This window comes from Streptomyces sp. ISL-36 (assembly GCF_018614205.1).
Taxonomy (GTDB): domain Bacteria; phylum Actinomycetota; class Actinomycetes; order Streptomycetales; family Streptomycetaceae; genus Streptomyces.
This window is the reverse complement of sequence record NZ_JAGGOS010000061.1, coordinates 38,880-57,241: the sequence shown is the minus strand read 5'-3', so window position 1 is coordinate 57,241 and position 18,362 is coordinate 38,880. Positions and strand designations below refer to the sequence as shown.

18 protein-coding genes and 1 pseudogene are annotated in these 18,362 nt (G+C 71.7%); 8 read left to right on the top strand and 11 right to left on the bottom strand.

Going from position 1 to position 18,362, the window contains the following annotated elements; translation table 11 throughout:
- Positions 1-56 precede the first annotated feature (56 nt).
- Positions 57-1,307 (bottom strand): restriction endonuclease, encoded by a 1,251-nt coding sequence (locus J7E93_RS17020; RefSeq protein ID WP_215070210.1) that lies wholly within the window; start codon positions 1,305-1,307, stop codon positions 57-59.
- Positions 1,308-1,357: 50 nt separating this feature from the next.
- Positions 1,358-3,439 (bottom strand): SpoIIE family protein phosphatase, encoded by a 2,082-nt coding sequence (locus tag J7E93_RS17015; RefSeq protein ID WP_215070208.1) that lies wholly within the window; start codon positions 3,437-3,439, stop codon positions 1,358-1,360.
- A 175-nt stretch (positions 3,440-3,614) separates the two neighbouring features.
- Here J7E93_RS17015 and J7E93_RS17010 point away from each other — a divergent pair, with 175 nt between their 5' ends.
- On the top strand, positions 3,615-4,244 hold the full coding sequence (locus tag J7E93_RS17010; protein ID WP_215070206.1) for an alpha-ketoglutarate-dependent dioxygenase AlkB: 630 nt from the start codon (positions 3,615-3,617) through the stop codon (positions 4,242-4,244).
- 61 nt (positions 4,245-4,305) lie between these two features.
- Here the strand turns inward: J7E93_RS17010 and J7E93_RS17005 are convergent, their stop codons facing one another.
- From J7E93_RS17005 to J7E93_RS38360, 5 genes and pseudogenes are all read right to left on the bottom strand, one after another.
- On the bottom strand, positions 4,306-4,878 hold the full coding sequence (locus J7E93_RS17005) for a GNAT family N-acetyltransferase (protein WP_215070204.1): 573 nt from the start codon (positions 4,876-4,878) through the stop codon (positions 4,306-4,308).
- A gap of 96 nt (positions 4,879-4,974) precedes the next feature.
- A complete protein-coding gene (locus J7E93_RS17000; protein ID WP_215070202.1) occupies positions 4,975-5,361 on the bottom strand; it encodes a hypothetical protein in 387 nt (128 codons plus the stop codon).
- Between the two features lie 249 nt (positions 5,362-5,610).
- Positions 5,611-6,336: a dienelactone hydrolase family protein gene (locus J7E93_RS16995; RefSeq protein ID WP_215070200.1), complete on the bottom strand. Its 726-nt coding sequence runs from the start codon at positions 6,334-6,336 to the stop codon at positions 5,611-5,613.
- A 103-nt stretch (positions 6,337-6,439) separates the two neighbouring features.
- Positions 6,440-6,679, bottom strand: a complete 240-nt coding sequence (locus tag J7E93_RS38365; protein WP_374105393.1) for an ester cyclase — start codon at positions 6,677-6,679, stop codon at positions 6,440-6,442.
- Positions 6,673-6,774, bottom strand: a pseudogene (locus J7E93_RS38360) (carboxymuconolactone decarboxylase family protein); the annotation flags it as partial. The pseudogene J7E93_RS38360 and the gene J7E93_RS38365, both read right to left, overlap by 7 nt.
- 244 nt (positions 6,775-7,018) lie before the next feature.
- Between J7E93_RS38360 and J7E93_RS16985 the strand changes: the two are divergent.
- Entirely contained in the window at positions 7,019-7,966 is a 948-nt protein-coding gene (locus J7E93_RS16985) for a poly-gamma-glutamate hydrolase family protein (RefSeq protein WP_215070198.1), read from the top strand.
- A gap of 411 nt (positions 7,967-8,377) precedes the next feature.
- Here J7E93_RS16985 and J7E93_RS16980 read toward each other — a convergent pair whose 3' ends face one another.
- Entirely contained in the window at positions 8,378-9,199 is an 822-nt protein-coding gene (locus J7E93_RS16980) for a UbiA family prenyltransferase (protein WP_251066649.1), read from the bottom strand.
- 156 nt (positions 9,200-9,355) lie between these two features.
- On the opposite strand from J7E93_RS16980, the gene J7E93_RS16975 reads away from it, so the two are divergent.
- The 4 genes from J7E93_RS16975 (at position 9,356) to J7E93_RS16960 (ending at position 12,759) form a co-directional block, all read left to right on the top strand.
- Entirely contained in the window at positions 9,356-10,435 is a 1,080-nt protein-coding gene (locus tag J7E93_RS16975; protein WP_215070196.1) for a type III polyketide synthase, read from the top strand.
- A gap of 7 nt (positions 10,436-10,442) precedes the next feature.
- On the top strand, positions 10,443-10,979 hold the full coding sequence (locus J7E93_RS16970; RefSeq protein WP_215070194.1) for an isoprenylcysteine carboxyl methyltransferase family protein: 537 nt from the start codon (positions 10,443-10,445) through the stop codon (positions 10,977-10,979).
- Positions 10,976-12,001 carry an NAD(P)/FAD-dependent oxidoreductase gene (locus J7E93_RS16965; protein WP_215070192.1) on the top strand — a complete coding sequence of 342 codons (1,026 nt, stop codon included), beginning with the start codon at positions 10,976-10,978 and terminating at the stop codon, positions 11,999-12,001. Before J7E93_RS16970 ends, J7E93_RS16965 begins: the two co-directional genes overlap by 4 nt.
- A gap of 140 nt (positions 12,002-12,141) precedes the next feature.
- Positions 12,142-12,759, top strand: coding sequence for a dihydrofolate reductase family protein (locus tag J7E93_RS16960; RefSeq protein WP_215070190.1), 618 nt, complete (start codon positions 12,142-12,144; stop codon positions 12,757-12,759).
- A gap of 28 nt (positions 12,760-12,787) precedes the next feature.
- Here J7E93_RS16960 and J7E93_RS16955 read toward each other — a convergent pair whose 3' ends face one another.
- Both J7E93_RS16955 and J7E93_RS16950 read right to left on the bottom strand, forming a co-directional pair.
- Positions 12,788-13,291, bottom strand: a complete 504-nt coding sequence (locus J7E93_RS16955; RefSeq protein WP_215070188.1) for a metallophosphoesterase — start codon at positions 13,289-13,291, stop codon at positions 12,788-12,790.
- A 145-nt stretch (positions 13,292-13,436) separates the two neighbouring features.
- On the bottom strand, positions 13,437-14,402 hold the full coding sequence (locus tag J7E93_RS16950; RefSeq protein WP_215070186.1) for a GlxA family transcriptional regulator: 966 nt from the start codon (positions 14,400-14,402) through the stop codon (positions 13,437-13,439).
- Between the two features lie 72 nt (positions 14,403-14,474).
- Between J7E93_RS16950 and J7E93_RS16945 the strand changes: the two genes are divergently transcribed.
- Positions 14,475-15,731: a trans-acting enoyl reductase family protein gene (locus tag J7E93_RS16945; protein ID WP_215070184.1), complete on the top strand. Its 1,257-nt coding sequence runs from the start codon at positions 14,475-14,477 to the stop codon at positions 15,729-15,731.
- A gap of 24 nt (positions 15,732-15,755) precedes the next feature.
- Here J7E93_RS16945 and J7E93_RS16940 read toward each other — a convergent pair whose 3' ends face one another.
- Positions 15,756-16,823 carry a lactonase family protein gene (locus J7E93_RS16940; protein WP_215070292.1) on the bottom strand — a complete coding sequence of 356 codons (1,068 nt, stop codon included), beginning with the start codon at positions 16,821-16,823 and terminating at the stop codon, positions 15,756-15,758.
- A gap of 359 nt (positions 16,824-17,182) precedes the next feature.
- Between J7E93_RS16940 and J7E93_RS16935 the strand changes: the two genes are divergently transcribed.
- Positions 17,183-18,355, top strand: a complete 1,173-nt coding sequence (locus J7E93_RS16935) for a polysaccharide pyruvyl transferase family protein (protein ID WP_215070182.1) — start codon at positions 17,183-17,185, stop codon at positions 18,353-18,355.
- Positions 18,356-18,362: the final 7 nt, after the last annotated feature.

The window sequence follows — 18,362 nt, the reverse complement described above, 5'->3', positions numbered from 1 at the left end:
CCGGTCGGGCAGCCACCAGCCTGGTGACCGCCGGCGGAACGGTCTCTCGTCAGGCGTCAGCTCTCCGGAGTACTCGGGTGCGGGGACTTCCCGTGCCGAGACCAGCCGTTCCGGCGCAACAGCAGGACGGCGGTCAGCACACACAGCGCGGCCGGTGTCGTCGGCAGGAACAGATCGGACGCGTCGCCCTGCCACAGCTGGGCGTTGGTCGCCCAGGCCAAGGGGAGGTACAGCAGGAAGAGGCCAAGGCCGGTGGGCCAGAAGCTACGGCGAGACTTCGTCGTGAAGCCTCGTACCAGCAGGGCGCAGGGGATGACGAGGAGGACGGCCGTCGCCACGGCCCTGTTGGGACGTGCGGTGAAGGACTCCGAACCGGGCAGGGCCAGTGCGATGACGCCCAGGACCAGTCCGAGGACCACGTGGGCGGTTCCGGGACGGGGTTCCTTCGGGGGAACGGCGGCCGGGGCGTGGGAGCGGGGGCGCGAGAGGGGTGCTTGGGCCGCGGCCTTCTGCAGGCGGACGGGCGAGGGTGTCGCGACCGGGCCCACAGCCCGAGCCGGAGCCCGGGACGGAGTCCGAGGAGCAGGAGTCCGAGGAGCAGGAGTCCGAGGAGCGGAAGTCCGCACGCGAGCCGTAGCCTGAGCGCGAGTCGGGGTCCGAGGAGCAGGAGTCTGTATCCGAGCCGGGGTGGCAGCGGCCGACGGTGCCGGCTCGGGAGCAGCACGACGGTCGGTCGCCGCGACACGCGCTGCCGCCGCGAACCGCCGGAGCGCCTCGACGCGGAGGGCCTCCGCGGCGCGCCCGGGCTCCGCGGTGCGGTCGCGCTCCGGGGTGCGGTCGCGCTCCGGGGTGCGTACCGCTGCCGCGGCGCGCGCGTCTTCCGCGGCGCGAGCGGCCTCGGTGATCCGGCGGGCCGGGGCGTTGACCGCCGTCATCGATCCGTCGAGGTCGTACACGAACAGCGCGATGCCGTTGTCGAGCGCGTATTGAAGGGCCGTCTTGGCGTAACTGCTGCCCGTGAAGAAGAGCAGTTGTCTGTCCAGATGCCGGCCGCGCGCGCCGAAGAGCAGCTGCACCTCGGGACGCCCCACGGCCTTCGCCTGGTACTTGACCTGCCCCAGCGCCCTCGCCGACCGCACGTCCACCCCGCCGTCGGAGCCGCCGGGAGTGGCCCGCGCGTCGGCGAACCCCCAATACCGCATCCATGCGGCGGCGTTGTGCTCGGCGTCCTGCCAGGACCGGATCGGACGTCGCTCCGGTGACGGTGGCCCGGACTGTGCCGCCCGGGAGGTTATTTCGCTGGTCACAGCCACGAAGTATCGCAGGGCGGCCCGGCCCGGAACTCAGCGGGACGACGCTACAGCTGGTCCAGGGACAGTTCGCACCAGACGGTCTTGCCGCTGCCGCGGGGTTCGATTCCCCAGGTGCTGGCGAGTTCTTCGATGAGCACGAGGCCGCGGCCGGAGGTGCACTCCTCGGTGGCGGCTCGGCGTCTGGGGGAGGCGGGCGAGGTGTCGGTGACGGCCAGGCGCAGGCCCCGTCCGCCGTTCCGTACCGGCGTGGCTGTCAGGGTGGCGTTGCCGGCGGTGTGCAGAAGGGCGTTGGTGGCCAGTTCGCAGGCCAGCAACTCCGCCGTATCGCTGAGGGCGTCCAGCGACCAGTCGTGCAGTGCCGTGCGCAGGGCGCGGCGCGCGGCGCGCAGTGCGTCGGGGTCGGCGGGGGTGATGGTGGCCTCCATCCGGGGCGCGGGGTCCGGCCTTCCGGGAGAGCGCTTCAGGACCAGGAGGGCCACGTCGTCCTCCTCCCCCGTATACGCCGCCATGGTGTGCAGCAGGTGGTTGGCGAGGTCTTCGGGCGGCGCGGGCCCGGTCACGAGCGCGTCGAGGAGCCGTCCGCGCCCCTGGTCGAGGTCCTCGGCACGTGCCTCGATGAGCCCGTCCGTGCACATGACCAGCGTCGATCCGGGTTCCAGGACCGTCTCGGAGACCGGATACGCGGGTTGGGCACCCGACCGTGTGAGGCCGAGGGGAAGGCCGCCCGGTACGTCGAGCCAGACACAGGTCCCGTCCGGCCGGCGCAGTACGGGCTCAGGATGGCCCGCGCGCACGATCGCGATCGCTCCCGTTCGGGGGTCGAGCAGAGCGAGGAGGCAGGTGGCGAAGCGGTCCGTGTCGAGTTCGGCCAGGAACGCCGAGGCGCGAGCCATGACGGTGGTCGGCGGATGGCCCTCGGCGGCGTAGGCGCGCAGAGCGATACGGAGCTGTCCCATGACGGCGGCGGCCGTCACGTCGTGGCCCTGGACGTCGCCGACGACGGCGGCGAACCGGCCGTCGGGCAGTGTCAGGGCGTCGTACCAGTCGCCGCCGATCCCTCCTCGGGCGCGGGTGGGCTGGTAGCGGGTGGCGAGGAGCAGGCCGGGCACGTGCGGCAGGTTCCCCGGCAGCATCGCCGTCTGCAGGCCGGCGGCCAACTCGTGTTCCTGGTCGTACAGGAGGGCGCGCTGCAGTGACTGGGCGATGACCTTGCCCAGCGCCGTCAGCACGGTCCTTTCGTCCTGGGGGAAGTGCGCCCTGCCCTCGTAGGTGAGTCCGACGGCGCCGATGGGGATGTCGTGGGCGATCAACGGCAGGTACACCGCGGCCGCGGCCTCGGGGAATTTCGTCAGGTAGGGGGCGAGCGCCGGATAGCGCTCGATGAACTCCGTCCGGCTGGTGACGAAGACCGCCTCGCGCGTGCGGACCGCCTCGGTCAGGGGCAGGGGTTCGCTCAGCCGGGACAGGTGGAAGTCGCGGATGAGGTCTTCGGGTACGCCGTTGGAACCGACCAGTTCCATACGGCCGTTGTCGATCAGGCCGAGGATGATGCTGGAGGCGCCGACCCGTTCCATGAGGCGGGTGGTGGTGAGGGCCTCCGCGACGTCCTCGACGGTGACGGTGGGGACGAGCGCGTCGCTGACGTGGCCGACGATGTCGGCCTGGCGGCGACGGTCGTCGCGGGCCTGGCGCAGCTGTTCGGTCTGGTCGACGGCTCGCAGCTCCTGGCTGGCGTCCCGGATGATCCCGATGACCCGTACCGGTCGCCCCTGCGTGTCCCGGACGATGTGGCCCTGGGTGTGGGTCCAGCGCAGCCGGCCGTTGCGGTGCCGCACCCGGAAGTAGAGGCTGAAGCCGGAGCGCTCTTTCAGCGCACGGTCGACGAGGCCCTCTATCGTCGGCAGCTCGCTGGGCAGCATCCGCTCCCCCAGCGTGGCCAGCCGGCCGTCGAACTCGCCCGGCCGGAAGCCCATCACGGCCAAGCCGCCGTCGTCGTAGCGCATCACTCCGTCGGCCACGTCCCAGTTGAAGGTACCCATGCCGTTGACCGCCAGGGCGACCTGCGCCGGGGCCGCGGGCTGCTTCCCCGTATCGTGCCCGCCCTTCGGTTCGAAGAAGCGATACATGAATGCCTCCCGGCCGCATGCCCCGGGCTACTTCGTCCCGCGACCCCCTCCGTCAGCGGGCTCGGCCACCTCTTCATTCTGCGCGGAATCGTTCGGGGGCGCCTGTCCTGATGACGAAGCGGGGCCCACACAGTGAATCGCTCATACGTTCGCTTCCTGTGGGTACGCTGGTGGTATGCGTGCACATCTCCAGGCCTCACTGTTCGACCAGGGCGACGACATACGGCTCGGTCCGCTCCACGGCCTGCGGAGGCGCGAGCTGGGCAGCGGCGCCTGGGTCGACCTGCTCCCGGGCTGGCTGACCGGAGCGGACGCGCTGTTCGAGGAACTGGCCGGTGGGGTCCCCTGGCGGGCCGAGCGGCGCCACATGTACGAGCGAGAGGTCGACGTACCCCGGCTGCTCGCCTTCTACCGGGAGGGCGAACCCCTGCCGCACCCCGTGCTGGAGGAGGCCCGGGCCGCCCTGACCTCGTACTACGCGCCCGAGCTGGGCGAGCCCTTCGTCACGGCCGGTCTCTGCCTCTACCGCGACGGCCGCGACAGCGTGGCCTGGCACGGCGACCGCACGGGGCGTTCCGCCACGCGGGACACCATGGTCGCCATCCTCTCCGTGGGCGACCCCCGGGACCTGGCACTGCGCCCGCGCGGCGGCGGCGCGGCGGCCCTGCGCCTGCCGCTGGGCCATGGCGACCTGGTGGTGATGGGCGGCTCCTGCCAGCGGACCTGGGAGCACGCGATCCCCAAGTCCACGCGCGCGGTCGGCCCGCGGATCAGTATCCAGTTCCGCCCCCGGGGTGTTTCCTGATCCTGGCGGAGCACCGGCCGACGACAGCGCTTCCTGTCCAGCGGCCTTCGGGCGTGCGGTGTCAGCGCAGGTCGAGCCGCATCAGGACCCGCGGGTGACCGGCCAGCACCGAGGTGGTGTCGGCTGCGTGCACGAAGCCGGCGCGTTCGAAGTTCTTCCGGATACCGGCGTACGCCATCGTCAGGTCGACCTTGGCGTCACCGTTGTCGAGGGGGTAGGCCTCGATCGCCGGTGCGCCCTGGGAGCGGGCGAACTCGACCGCGCCGGCGATGAGGGCGTGCGAGATGCCCTTCTTCCGGTGACCGGGGCGTACGCGGATGCACCACAGCGACCAGACCGGCAGGTCGTCGACGTGCGGGATCTTGCGATTCCGGGCGAAGGAGGTGTCCGCGCGCGGCGCCACTGCGGCCCAGCCGACCGGCTCCTCGCCGTCATAGGCGACCACCCCGGGAGGGGGATCCGCACGGCACAGTTCGGCGATGTACTCGCCGCGGGCCGGCCCGCGAAGCTCGTTGTTGAGCTTGGACGGAATCCGGTAGCTCAGGCACCAGCAGACGTTGGCGCCGGGTGACTTCGGGCCGAGGAGCGTGCGGACGTCCCCGAAGACCGAGGCCGGGCGGACTTCGATGGTCATGGCTCCACGATGTCACTGCCGACGTGGCGACGCCGCCCGGCTTCCGGTGACGGGCTCCTGCGTGAGGCGCGGCCGCAGGCCCCGCGGGTCGGAGGTTCAGAAGTTGGCGCGGTTTCCGATGTACTTGGTCTTGTCGCACGCCATGCGTTCGCTGCCCTTGAACCTCACGCACAGCTTGGTGTCGGTGCCGGTCTGCATGTTCGACCAGGTGTAGCTCAGGGTCTTGCCCACGCGCCGCGCGGTCGCCGTGTCGAACTTCTCGCCGTTCCAGTAGAGCGTCACGGCCTTGCTCTTGAGACCCTTCGGCGGGTTCCTCCAGATCCCTGTGACCGAGTTCCAGCCGTTGTTGCCGTCCAGCCGGATGCAGATCTGCGGGCCGGAGAAGTGGTGGGTGCAGGAACTGGTGTCGGCGGCGGCGGGGCCGGCGGCCGCGAGGGCGAGCGGCAGGGCAAGGGCGGCACTCAGGCAAATGATCTTACGCATGCCCCTCCAACCCCTCCCCGGCGGCGGAGCGACACGGCCTGTGGCTCAACAGCACCCCGATGGACGATGCCCCTGAAAAGGCTCCGAGCCCCTGCCCCGCCCCATCCCGTCCCGTCCCGTCCCGTCCCGTCCGTGACCGTTCTCCGCGGGTGGGACCGGAATACGCCGGAAGCCTGCCGTGGCGCCCCTCGCAGAGCACCTCGTCATAGTCACTCTGATCTGCGGTGATGTCCGACGAGCCGGAGCAGATCACTCCGTCACGGGCAGGCATTCGGCGAGCAGGTCGACGACGTCGCGCCAGGCTCGCTGCGCGTGCCGTGGGTGGTGGCCGATGCCGGGGAGCACGGTCTGGTCGACCGGCGGGTGGTGGAAGGCGTGCAGGGCGCCGCCGTAGACCACGAGGCGCCAGTCGACGCCCGCGGCCTGCATCTCGGCGGCGAACGCCTCCCGTTGCGCGGGCGGCATGATCGGGTCTTCCGACCCGACCCCGGCCCACACCGGGCAGCGAATGCGTGCCGCCTCGCCCGGTCGGCCCGTGGTCAGTGCGTTGACCGTTCCGATCGCGCTTAGGTCGACGCCGTCGCGCCCGAGTTCGAGCACGATCGCGCCCCCGGTGCCGTAGCCGATGGCGGCGATGCGGTCGGGGTCGGTCCGCGGTTCGGCGCGCAGCACGTCGAGCGCCGCGTGGCCGATGTCCCGCATCCGGTCGGGGTCGGCGAGCAGGGGGGTCACGCGTGCCAGCATCTCCTCGGGGTCGGTGAACCAGCGCCCGCCGTTGATGTCGAAGGCCAGTGCCACGTACCCGAGTTCGGCCAGGGCGTCGGCCCGGCGGCGCTGGAAGTCGTTCAGGCCCGGCCCCTCGGGCCCGATCAGGACCGCGGGCCGGCGGTCGACACCGGCCGGGAGCGCGAGGTGCCCGATCATCGTGAGGCCGTCGGCCGGGTACTCGACCGTACGCGTGGTAACCGTCGTCATGAGACCGAACTGTAGTGATCGTCGAGTCCGGTCGGACGGGTGTTTCACCGCCGGCAGAACACCGCGGGTGTGCCTCTGAAAGCGGCGATGGCTCAGCGATCCGTCACAAACCTCGTTCCCGCGCAGCTCGCGCCGGACGAGCGGCCATCGGACCCTTGTACTCGCCCAGGTGGGTCCCGGTGACCGTGTTCCTGAAGACAGCCCTGTCCCCGTCGGCGATCACATCCTCGACCGCAACATGAAGGTCGGGGAACGTGCGAAGGAGCACCGCCCACACGGGCTTGAGTGCCTGCGCCCCTGTCGCACCGGTCGCACCGGCGCGTGGTGTGTTCCGCTGTGCCACACCACCTCAACGGGCTCGGGCACTTCGCCGAGCTGCTTGATCATGTTTTCCCTGAGCTCCGCGGGGAGCGCGGCCTTCGGTACGCGTGGCGACACGGTGTCCTCCATGGACGTTGTCTGTGGTGGTTCGACATGAAGACACCACCGGGCCCGCGCATGCGACACCCCCCGCCACCGCATGAAGATCGCCGGCGGGCACAGGGTCGCGGCCGCTCCCTGGTCCGCTCCTGCTCGACCCACGACCGACGACGGCCGCGTCGTGCTCATCTTTTAGTCCGAAAAAGTGAAGCGTGCTACTTTGCACGCTGTCCAAGTCACGATCTTGAAAAGTGGGGGCTATATGTCCGAAAAGGCGAGCAGCACTCGGGGCGCGAGCCGCCGCAGCGTGCTGGCGGGTCTCGTGGTGGCTGCAGCGGGAGCACCGGTGCTCAGCGGCCTGTCGGCAGGTGTCGCCCACGCGACGTCGGCGAACGACACGTTCGCGTCCAACACGGAGCTGTACCGGCACTTCCTGGGGACGGCGGAGACGACGGACGGCGAGGGCGTCGACTTCGCCCGCCGGTTCAAGCGCCACGACCTCACGGACTTCGACAAGGCCGGCACCGTCTCGTACCCGCTGACGACCGTCCTCGCGATCCACGGCGGTGGCATCGAGGTCGGCACGAGCGAGCTCTGTCTGGGCGTCGCCGGCTACGACCCGAACCCCGACCTTCCGAGCGGTACCCCGCTGTTCACCTCGGGGCCGCTCTACGACTTCTGGATGTTCGAGGGTCTGCGGACGGGCAATCAGACCTACCCCGACGGCTCCGCGAAGCTGAACTCGGAGCTCCACGTCACGTCCATCCACTGCGACGATCACGTGGCCCTCTCGATGGCCGCGAGCAGCCTCAACACGCTGAGCCTGCACGGCTGCACGTGGGAGCAGGCCAATCCGGGCAAGACGTCCACGCCGGGCCAGGACCGCAGGGGCGTCGTCGTCGGCGGGCGCAGCACGGCGATGCGCAACGCTCTGACCACCCGCCTCAAGGCCGCCGGCTTCACGATCTACCCCGGTGACGGCGACGTCAACGGCGACGCCGTGGAGAACATCTGCAACCGCACCATGACCGATGGGGGCGGCCAGCTCGAACTGACCCGGGAGCTGCGTGACAGCTTCTTCGGCAACCCGAGCGGCGCGACCAACCGCGGCCGGACCTACAACGAGGACTTCAAGCGCTTCGTGGGAGCCTGCCGCTCGGCGATCGCGGACGTGGAGGCGCCTCAGCGCACCGCCCGTCTCCTCGCCTGACCGTCAACGGTGCGGCCTGGGGCGGCGGCGCGGATCGGGGGTAGCCGACAAGGACGGCGCCCCAGGGATGCCGCCGCCGCCCTCGCCATCGCCATCGCCATCGCCATCGCCATCGCACGATGCCCACCGCGCTGCCCGTCGACGGACACCCACCGCACTACCCCTCGACGGCGTCGTCGCCACCCGCCCCTGTCAGCGGAGGTTCCTTCCCGAACAGGGCGGCCCCACGGCGCAGAGCCGCGCCGGCCGCGGCGACCTCTGCTTTGAGCCTCGACGCCACCTCATCGGCCGACTCCACGAAATGATCTTCACTGACTGCGCGATCTTCCGGCGCTCCTGCCATACACCGCCCATGCCCGACCTCGCACAGGGCCAATCCGCGCAAACGGTGGATCCCGGGCCCGAGCCTTTCTATCCCGGGGCGAGCGTGCGGCCCGCCAGCACCAGCAGTGCGGCGTCGACCACGGCCATCGCCATGATGGCGACGAAGGGCAGTCGCCCGCGGGCGAGAGCGGGCGGCCCTCCCACCGTGAGCAGACACAGCATCAGTGTCACCCCCAGGAGAACGCCTCCCCCTGTGCTCACGGGTCCCGGCGACCCCACGGTCATCACCGCACAGGAGGCGAAGGCCAGGATCGCGGCCATCGCGATCGATCCGCGCCGTCCCAGTCTCTGCGGAAGTCCCAGCACACCGCCCGCGACGTCCTCCTCGATGTCCGGCAGGACGTTGGCGAAGTGGGCGCCGACGGCCAGCAGGGCCGCCGCGGCCGTCAACCACGGGGGCGGCCATGGGCTGCCCGGGAGAGCCAGCGTCAGGAACGCCGGAAGCAGCCCGAAGGCGACGGCGTACGGCAGCCAGGAGGCGATCGTCTGTTTGAGCCACAGGTTGTAGGTCCATGCGGCGGCGACGCAGCCGAGGTGGACCCACCCGGCCCGAAACCCGCAGGCCAGTGACAGCGGGATGCAGGCGAGCAGGGCCACGCAGGCGGCCGCACCGACCGTGGTGGGCCGTAGGGTCCCGGCGGCCAGCGGCTTGTCGCGGCGTCCGGCGGCCCGGTCGCGCGCCAGGTCCAACCGGTCGTTGCACCAGCCGATCGACAACTGGCCCGCGGCGACCGCGGCCACTGCTCGGGCGCACGCGCCGGGGCCCAGTCCGACGGCGGCGGCAAGCAGCGCGGTGAGGGCGGTGACAGCGGCCGCCGGCAGCGGATGACTGGCCTTCAGAAGGCACAAGAAAGTGGAGCGTTCGGTGATCCCGAACCCCACGGACGCGGGGCGCGCGTGGGCTCCTTCATCGGTGGTGACGGGCACCGCACCACGCTAGGGGACGGCGCGCCCGTGGCGGCCGGGTTCAGGGCTCCGACGCCACACTGTCCCTATGTTGGAGCAATGACTCGCGTCCTTGCGGTGAGCACGGCTTTCCCGCCGCACCGCTACCCGCAGCAAGAGATCACCGACGCCCTCGCTTCCTGCCTTCCGCCCGGGGCCGACAGCGGTCTTCTGCGCAGGCTGCACGCGGCGGCCCAAGTGGAGACGCGTCATCTCGCCCTACCCCTCGACCGTTACCGCGGACTCGGCTGCTTCGGCGAGACCAACCGCCTGTTCGTCGAGCTGGCCGTCGCCCTCGGCGCCGAAGCGGTCGAGCGGGCACTCGACGAGTCGGGGGTGCGGGCGGAAGAGATCGACCTGGTCGTCTCGACGACGGTGACCGGCGTCGCGGCCCCTTCCCTGGAGGCGAGGCTGGCCGCACGGGTCGGCCTGCGGCCCGATGTCAAGCGGCTGCCGCTGTTCGGGCTCGGCTGCTCAGCGGGGGCCGCCGGACTGGCCCGCGTCCACGACTACCTCGCCGGCCGGCCCGACGACACCGCGCTCCTCCTCTCCACCGAACTGTGCTCCCTCACCCTGCAGCGCACGGACATGTCGATGGCGAACCTGGTGGCGGGCAGTCTGTTCGGGGACGGAGCTGCCGCACTGGTGGCCGTCGGCGCCGGCCGTGCCCCCGCGCCCCCCACCCCGTCGTACGGTGGCGACCGCCGTGGACCGGCGGTCGTGGCCACCCGCAGCCGCCTGTACCCCGGGACCGAGCATCTGTTGGGCTGGGACATCGGCGACTGGGGCTTCCGCATGGTGCTCGGCCGCGAGCTCCCCGAGCTGGTCAGATTGCACGTCTCCGAGGAGATCGAGTCCTTCCTCGCCGGACACGATCTCAAGCCGGGCGATGTCACGGCGTGGATCTGCCACCCGGGCGGTCCCAGGATCCTGGACGCGCTCGCCGAGGAGCTCGACCTGCCGGACTCTGCCCTCGCCGCGAGCCGCCGGGCCCTGGCAGCCGCGGGAAACCTCTCCTCGGCCTCGGTGCTGCAGATCCTGCGCGACACGCAGACCGGAGCGCCGCCCCCGGGAACGACCGGCCTGATGATCGCCTTCGGGCCCGGTTTCTCGTCCGAACTCGTCCTGCTGGCCTGGTGAGTGGGGAATGACGCCGTACACCGTACTGGTCCTGCTGGTCGTCGCCGAGCGGTTCGCGGAGCTCGCCGTGGCCCGCCGCAACGGCGCCTGGAGCCGCGCCCGGGGCGGCCGCGAACACGGCGGCGGGCACTACACGACGATGGTGGCCCTGCATACCGCGCTCCTGCTCGGCTGCCTGATGGAGCCCTGGGCGGCCGACCGGCCCTTCCTGCCCCTGCTCGGCTGGCCCGCGCTGATCCTCGTCCTCGCCGCACAGGCGCTGCGCTGGTGGTGCATCAGCACCCTCGGCCCCCGCTGGCACACGCGCGTGCTGATCGTCCCCGGCCTTCCCCTGATCACCTCCGGCCCCTACCGGTACCTGCGCCACCCCAACTATGTGGCCGTCGTCGTCGAGGGCATGGCCCTGCCCCTGGTGCACACCGCCTGGGTGACCGCCGTGGGCTTCTCGCTGCTGAACGCGGCGCTGCTGACCGTCCGTATCCGCTGCGAGAACAACGCGCTGGCGCCGGCGCGCTCCCTCCCCTCCCCCGGCGCGGCCCCGTGATCGATCTCCTGGTCGTCGGCGGGGGCCCCGCGGGCCTGGCCACCGCGATCCACGGGGTGCGATGCGGTTTCGACGTCGTGGTCGCCGAGCCGCGGCCCGCCCCCGTCGACAAGGCCTGCGGAGAGGGTCTGATGCCCGGGGCGGTGAGCGCCCTGCGGGACCTCGATGTGGACGTGGCCGGCCTGCCGTTGCGGGGCATCCGGTACATGGACGCCGTCGGCGGCCGGCGCGCGGAAGCCGTTTTCCGCGAAGGGTACGGCCTCGGCGCACGCCGCACGCTGCTGCACAAGGCGCTCACCGCCAAGGCCGCTCAGCTCGGCATCCCGGTCGTCCCGCGGCGCATTCGCCAGGTGAGCCAGTACGAAGGGCATGTCACCGCGGACGGCATGGCCGCCCGCTACCTCGTGGCGGCCGACGGACTCCACTCACCCACCCGGCAGGCACTCGGACTGACCGTACGGCCGGCGGCCGCACGGCGCCCGCGGTACGGATTGCGCCGCCACTACGCCGTCGAGCCGTGGAGCGATCTGGTCGAGGTGCACTGGTCGGCCGGGTGCGAGGCGTACGTCACCCCGCTGGGACCACGTCAGGTCGGCGTCGCCGTCCTCACGTCCCGACAGGCCCCTTACGACGCTCAGCTGGCCCGTTTCCCGCTTCTCGCCTCCCGCCTCGGTACGGCCGACAGGACCCCGGTCCGGGGCGCCGGGCCGTTGCGCCAGCAGGCCCGTTGCCGGGTGGCGGGCCGTGTCCTGTTCGTCGGCGACGCCGCGGGTTACGTCGACGCGCTGACGGGTGAGGGCCTCACTCTCGCTCTGCGGGCGGCGGCCGAACTGGTGCGCTGTCTGCGCGAGGGCCGCCCGCAGGAGTACGAACGCGCGTGGTGCCGTCTGTCCCGCAGCTACCGCCTGCTGACGAAGTCCCTGCTGTGGACCCGGAACCAGCCTCGGCTCGCACCCCTGATCCCGCCGACCGCGGCCCGGTTCCCCGGCCTGTTCCAGCACGCCGTGAACCTGCTGGCCTGACCCGTACCGACAGGTGGGGCGGGGGGGTCCGGCCGGCGCAGTTCATCGGCGTGCCCCGGGCCGGCGATGTGCCCGGGGCGGTCGTGCCGTCTACCGTCCGAAGGCACGCTGTCGCGTCGGGCCCACCCATGGAGTGTCACGTGAGGAAGATCATCGCCCAGCTGTTCATCTCGCTCGACGGGGTCGTCGAGGATCCCCACCACTGGCACTTCCCCTACTTCAACGACGAGATGGGCGCCACCGTCGACGCCGTCCTCGGCCGGGCGGACACGCTGCTCCTCGGGCGCAGGACGTACGAGAGCTTCGCGGGCGCCTGGCCGGAGCGCGAGGCGGCGGGTGGCGAGGACGCGCCCTTCGCCAAGGTTCTCGGTGATGCGCGCAAGATCGTGGTCTCGCATCGGCAACTCTCCTTGACGTGGCGGAACTCCGAGCAGCACGAGGGCGATCTCCTCGACGCGGTCACGGCGCTGAAGAGCCTGCCGGGCGGGAGCCCCATCGCGATCAGCGGCTCGGTGTCCGTGGTGCGGCAGCTCCTCGCCGCTCGACTGCTGGACGAGCTCAATCTGCTCGTGCACCCGATCGCCGTACGCAAGGGCATGCGGCTGTTCGACGAGGCCGAGACGTCCACGCCGCTGACGCTGCGCTCCGCCGAGACCTTCGAGACGGGCGTCCTGGACCTGGTGTACTCCCCCGCCGCCCCGCCCGGAGAGGCGAGCTACGACGACGCCAAGGGGCACCTGCCCCGCGACGAGCGGTAGTTCGGTTCCCGCAGGGGATCGCCACTCGTCAGCGCCTCGGCGGCAGCTTGTGCAGTGTCACGTCGTGAAGTGCCCCGTCCGAGACGTTCAGAGTGATGAACGTGCAGAAGGGCTGCCGTCTGCGGTCTGTGGGAGAGCCGGGATTGAGCAGCCTCAGGCCGCCGGGAGCGAGGGTGTCCCAGGGAATGTGGCTGTGGCCGAACACCAGCACGTCCAGGTCCGGGAAGCGTGCGGCGCAACGGCGTTCGCGACCGCCGGCCGCTCCTGTCTCGTGCACGACGCCGAACCGCAGTCCGGCCAGTTCGGCGCGGGCGATCTCGGGCAGCCGTCTGCGCAGCGGCGGGCCGTCGTTGTTGCCGAACACGCCGATCAGCCGGCGCGACCTGGACTCGAAGAGGTCGAGCGTCGCCTCGTCGGTCCAGTCCCCGGCGTGGATCACGACATCGGCCTCGTCGATTCCGGCCAGAAGGGGGTCCGGCAGGGTCTTGGCCCGGGCGGGCACATGCGTGTCGGACGTCAGCAGAAGCCGCATGGGCTCAGCGTAGGCCGGTCCCGGCCTGGACCGGGTGTCGTGTCACTTCGGAGTGTCCCGCCGCCTGCCCAGCCCATCGCGGCCACGCCCGCCGTGGCCGGCAGCGCGCACAGGCGGTGCCGCCACTGGGGCGCGACGGCGTCGGTCAGGACTCGGCCGCGTGTGCGGGGCGCGCGCTGCGGAAGGTACGCCGGTAGGCGTCCGGGGGGACACCGAGGGTGCGGTGGAAGTGGCGGCGCAGGGTGGTCGCGGTGCCCATGCCGGTGGCCGCCGCGATCGTGTCGATGCTGTCGTCGGTGGTCTCCAGGAGCTCCTGGGCCCGGCGGATCCGCTGGGTCGAGAGCCAGCGCAGCGGAGTGGTGCCGGTGACGGCGTGGAAGTGGCGGGCCAGATTGCGCGAGCTCATGTTCGCGCGCCGAGCCAGGTCCTCCACGGTCAGCGGCCGGTCCAGCCGCGCCGACACCCAGGAGAACAGCGCGTCGAGGGAGTGGCTGCGGGGCTCGGGCACGGGGGTGGCGACGAACTGGGCCTGTCCACCGGCCCGGTGGGGCGGTACGACGAGGCGACGGGCGACGGCGTTGGCGACCGCCGAGCCGTGGTCGAGGCGGACGAGGTGGAGGCACAGGTCCATCGCCGCGGCCTTGCCGGCGGAGGTCAGGACGCGGCCGTCGTCGACGTAGAGCACGTCCGGGTCGACCTGTACACGGGGGTGGCGGGCGGCGAGCATCGCGGCGTGCCACCAGTGTGTCGTGGCCCGTCGTCCGTCCAGCAGTCCCGCGGCGGCCAGCACGAACGCACCCGTGCACAGCGAGGCCACGCGCGCTCCGGCGTCGTGCGCGGCGCGCACGGCCTCGACCAGCTCGGCGGGCGGATCCGCCTCGGGGTCGGCGCAGGCCGGCACGATCACGGTGTCGGCGTGGACGAGCTGGTCGAGGCCCTTGTCGGGTTCGAGCCGGAACCGGTCGCCGACGCCCACGGAGGCCGGGCCGCAGACGGTGAAGTCGTACCAGGGGTCGACGAGGTCGGACCTGTCGACGCCGAAGACGTCGCACGCAGCCGCCAGTTCGAAGTGGGGGACGCCGTCGGTGACGGCCAGCGCGACGCTGCTCATGTCCGAAAGTGTACGAGCCGCGGCAGGGCTGCCACTCACGGCCGCGTACCCCACGCGGGCACGATGGCCGGCATGAACGAATCAACGGTGGGAACGGGGAGAACGGTGAGCCAGGGTCCGGCGCGGGCGGAACGCACGGTCGTGGTCTACGGCGCGTACGGGCACACGGGGCGCTTCGTGGTGGCGGAGTTGCTCGACCGGGGGTGGACACCGGTCCTCTCCGGTCGCGACGCCGACCGGCTCCAGGCGCTGGCGGCGGACCATGGCGGGCTCGACGTACGGCCGGCGACGATCGACGACCCTGCCTCGCTCGACCGGGCCCTGTCGGGCGCCTCCGCGGTCGTCAACTGCGCCGGTCCGTTCGCCTCGACGGCCGCTCCGGTGATCGAGGCGGCGCTGCGCGCCAGGATTCCGTACGTGGACGTGGCAGCCGAACTGGAGGCCGTCGCGGACACGTTCACGCGCTTCGCGGACCGCGCCCGTGAGGCGGGCACCGTGATCGTCCCGGCGATGGCGTTCTACGGCGGGCTGAGCGATCTGCTGGTCTCCGCGGCCCTGGGCCGGGACCGGTCGGCCGCCGACGAGGTTCTCGTCGCGTACGCGCTGAACAGCTGGCACCCGACGGCCGGTACGCGGGCGTCGAGCCGGGTCTCGCGGCAGCGCCGGGACGGCCGTCGCCTCCTGCACACGAACGGGCGTCTGGAGTTCCGTACCGGCGAACAGCCCCGGTCACGATGGTCGTTCCCCGAGCCGGTCGGCGAGCGGAGCGTGGTCGGAGAGTTCACGATGGCGGAGAGCGTGACCGTCCCGCGCCATGTGCGCACGGGAGAGATCCGGACGTTCATGACGGTCGAGGCGGTCAACGACCTGGTCTCCCCGGACACGCCGTCCCCCGCGGCCGTCGACGAGCGCGGGCGGTCCGCCCAGACCTTCCTCGTGGAGGTCGTCGTCCGCTCGGACGGCGAGGAGCGGCGTGCCGTGGCCCGCGGCCGGGACATCTACGCGGTCACCGCGCCCCTGGCCGTGGAGGCGGTGATCCGGATCCTCGACGGCAGGATCGGCGAGGGACGGATCAACGGCGACGAACTGATCGGTGGCGACGGACGGATCACCGGGTCGGCGGGGAGCGCTTCGACGGGCGTCGCGGTGTCGGGCGTCACGGCGGCGGGCGTCGGGTCCAACCTGGTCGGGTCGGCCGGGGTCGGGTCGGCCGGTGAGCTGTTCGACGCGTCGGACTTCCTCACCTCGCTGAGCGACAGCGAGGGTGGCCGGGCGGGAGATTTCCACTGGGCACTGACGACACCCGCCCGGACCGCCCGTGAGTCGTGATCCGTCCTGACGCCGACACGACGGTCAGGAGAAGACCACGCAGGCGGCGGCCGGTACCGACAAGGCGCCGGCGTGGCGTAGCCGCCCGCTCGGCCCGTCGATGTCGAACCAGGTGATGTCCCCGGACCATTCGTTGGCCACGTACAGCCGGCGCCCCGCGGGGTCGGCCACGAGATCGCGCGGCCAGTTGCCGCCGCACGCCACGCCGTCCGTGAGCCGCGGCTTGTCGGCTCCGTCGGTGAGGGAGAACGTGAGGAGCGTGTCGCTGCCCCGTACCGCGGCCCAGACGAAGCGCCCGTCGGACGCGACGCAGACGACGGAGGGGTAGACCCGTACCCCTTCCGGGGCACCTTCGGTGTCGATCGCGACTTCCGAGAGGGGGTCGAGACGACCGGACGCCGCATCCCAGTGGCAGACGGTCATCTGGGGTTCCAGCTCGTGCAGGACGTAGACCGTCTCGCCGTCCGGGTGGAAGGCGAGATGACGAGGCCCGGACCCGGCGCGCAGCAGCGTCTCGCCGTGGCCCCGGAGCTCGCCGGTGTCCTGGTCCAGGGTGCAGACCCGCACCGAATCGGTGCCGAGATCCACCGTGAGCACCCAACGGCCGCTGGGATCGGTCAGCACCTGGTGGGCGTGCGGCCCTGCCTGCCTGTCGGCATCGGGGCCGGAACCCCGGTGAGCGAAGGAGCGCGCGGGTCCCGACAGGCTGCCGTCATCCCCCACCGACAGGCTGCTCACGGTGCCGGAAGCGTAGTTCGCCGTCAGCAGCCTGCTTCCCGCCAGGCTCAGGTACGCGGGGCCGGACGCACCCACCTCGACGGGCGGGCCGAGAGGGCTCAGGCTCCCGTCGCTACCGGTCCGGAGGGCGCGGGCCGCACCCTGCTCCGTATCGCTCACCGCGTAGAGCACCCCGGTGTCTCGGGCGAGGGTGAGGCACGAAGGGTTCACGCAGGGATCGAAGGTCGTGCGCGGTGTCAGCGCCCCGGTCTCCGGGTCGACGGCCGCGACGGTGATGCCTCGGCCGCCGCCCGAGGTGAACGAGCCGATGTACGCCCAGTACGCCCGCTGTCCCCCGCCCTGGTCCGTGTGCATACCGCTCTGTGTGTCACTCACAGGATGTCCTCCTCGCCGACCGGATCCGCCGGGGTGATCAACGATCGTCCCGGCGCCCTGGTCACCCCCCGAGAAGCAGTCGAACGTCTCGGTCCTCACCATGTCGGGCGGCCGGGCTCCGGCGGCCGTGGACGACCGCTGCACGCCGCGGAAACTCTCTTGAGAGGCGCAAACATGCCTCATGGGGTCAACTGGTGGTGGGGCGCGCGAAAGGGGTGCCCCCTGTCCTGGCGCCGGGCCGGTACTCCGGCGGTCGGGCCGCACGCCCGCACACCCTCCTTCCACCACGAGGCCTACGGGGAACATCTCCGGTGACAAGCGACGCGAGGGGGTCGACCATGAGCGACCTGAGCAACGTGACCGTAGGGGTGCTGGGCTCTTACGGCGGATGCAATGTCGGTGACGAGGCGATCCTCACCGCCATGCTGGACAGCCTCCGGCTCGGGCGTCCGGACGTACGGGTGATGCTCTTCTCCCGCAACCCCGCGCACAGCCGCCAGGCCCATCCGGACGTCGAGGTGGTCGGCTGGGAAGGGGTGTGCCGGGACGAGATCTCCGAGCACCTGCGCCGGCTCAGCGCGCTCGTGGTCGGTGGGGGCGGGATCCTGTACAACACCGAGGCACGCCGTTACCTGCGGCTGGCCCGGACGGCGCAGGATCTCGGCGTCCCCGTCTTCGCCTATGCCGTCGGCGCCGGCCCCCTCACCGACGAAGCCGACTGCGCGTGGATCCGTACGACACTCTCCGAGGCAGCCGAGGTGACGGTCCGCGACGAGGAGTCGAAGCTGGTGCTGGAAGAGGCCGGGCTGACCCGGCCCATCTCCGTCACCGCCGACCCGGCGCTGCTGCTCGAACCTGGGAACAGCGGTGCAGGGCTGCTCCGCGCCGAGGGAGTGCCGGCCGGGATCCGCCTCGTGGGGATGAGTGTGCGTGAGCCCGGCCGCGCGGCCGAGCACCTCGACGAAGAGGGATACCACGAGCTCCTTGCGAACGTGGGCGATTTCCTCGCCCACCGGCTGGACGCGCACGTCGTCTTCGTCCCGATGGAACGCGACGACATCCGGCACTCGCACGCGGTGGTGTCACACATGATCAACGCCGATCGCAGCCATGTGCTGCACGGCGCCTACACCCCGCACCAGGTCCTCGACATCGTCAAACAGCTGGACCTGGCCATCGGCATGCGGCTGCATTTCCTGATCTTCGCCGCCCTCGCCGGGATCCCCCTGCTCCCCCTGCCGTACGCCGGGAAGGTTTTCGACTTCGCCCAGCAGATCGGCGCGCCCGCCCTGCGCGGTGTGGTCAGGGAGGCCGCGGGTCCGCTCCTGGCCGAAGTGGACCGTCTGTGGGACGAACGGCCCGCTCGCGTGGCTCATATCGCCAGCCGTACGGCGTCGATGAAGCTGCGGGCGGCCGAGACCGCCGACCGGCTCCTCACCTTCCTCGACTACACCGCTCCCCGGCCGCTCGACCACAGCCCCGAGCCGGCGGCGGTCTCCGGGACCGGCTGACCGGCCG

What these genes read in the sequence shown, in the direction of transcription:
- J7E93_RS17015 (WP_215070208.1), bottom strand. Translation starts at nt 3,439, where the DNA reads ATGTATCGCTTCTTCGAACCGAAGGGCGGGCACGATACGGGGAAGCAG.
- J7E93_RS17010 (WP_215070206.1), top strand. Translation starts at nt 3,615, where the DNA reads ATGCGTGCACATCTCCAGGCCTCACTGTTCGACCAGGGCGACGACATA.
- J7E93_RS17005 (WP_215070204.1), bottom strand. Translation starts at nt 4,878, where the DNA reads ATGACCATCGAAGTCCGCCCGGCCTCGGTCTTCGGGGACGTCCGCACG.
- J7E93_RS17000 (WP_215070202.1), bottom strand. Translation starts at nt 5,361, where the DNA reads ATGCGTAAGATCATTTGCCTGAGTGCCGCCCTTGCCCTGCCGCTCGCC.
- J7E93_RS16995 (WP_215070200.1), bottom strand. Translation starts at nt 6,336, where the DNA reads ATGACGACGGTTACCACGCGTACGGTCGAGTACCCGGCCGACGGCCTC.
- J7E93_RS16985 (WP_215070198.1), top strand. Translation starts at nt 7,019, where the DNA reads ATGTCCGAAAAGGCGAGCAGCACTCGGGGCGCGAGCCGCCGCAGCGTG.
- J7E93_RS16975 (WP_215070196.1), top strand. Translation starts at nt 9,356, where the DNA reads ATGACTCGCGTCCTTGCGGTGAGCACGGCTTTCCCGCCGCACCGCTAC.
- J7E93_RS16970 (WP_215070194.1), top strand. Translation starts at nt 10,443, where the DNA reads ATGACGCCGTACACCGTACTGGTCCTGCTGGTCGTCGCCGAGCGGTTC.
- J7E93_RS16955 (WP_215070188.1), bottom strand. Translation starts at nt 13,291, where the DNA reads ATGCGGCTTCTGCTGACGTCCGACACGCATGTGCCCGCCCGGGCCAAG.
- J7E93_RS16950 (WP_215070186.1), bottom strand. Translation starts at nt 14,402, where the DNA reads ATGAGCAGCGTCGCGCTGGCCGTCACCGACGGCGTCCCCCACTTCGAA.
- J7E93_RS16945 (WP_215070184.1), top strand. Translation starts at nt 14,475, where the DNA reads ATGAACGAATCAACGGTGGGAACGGGGAGAACGGTGAGCCAGGGTCCG.
- J7E93_RS16940 (WP_215070292.1), bottom strand. Translation starts at nt 16,823, where the DNA reads ATGCACACGGACCAGGGCGGGGGACAGCGGGCGTACTGGGCGTACATC.
- J7E93_RS16935 (WP_215070182.1), top strand. Translation starts at nt 17,183, where the DNA reads ATGAGCGACCTGAGCAACGTGACCGTAGGGGTGCTGGGCTCTTACGGC.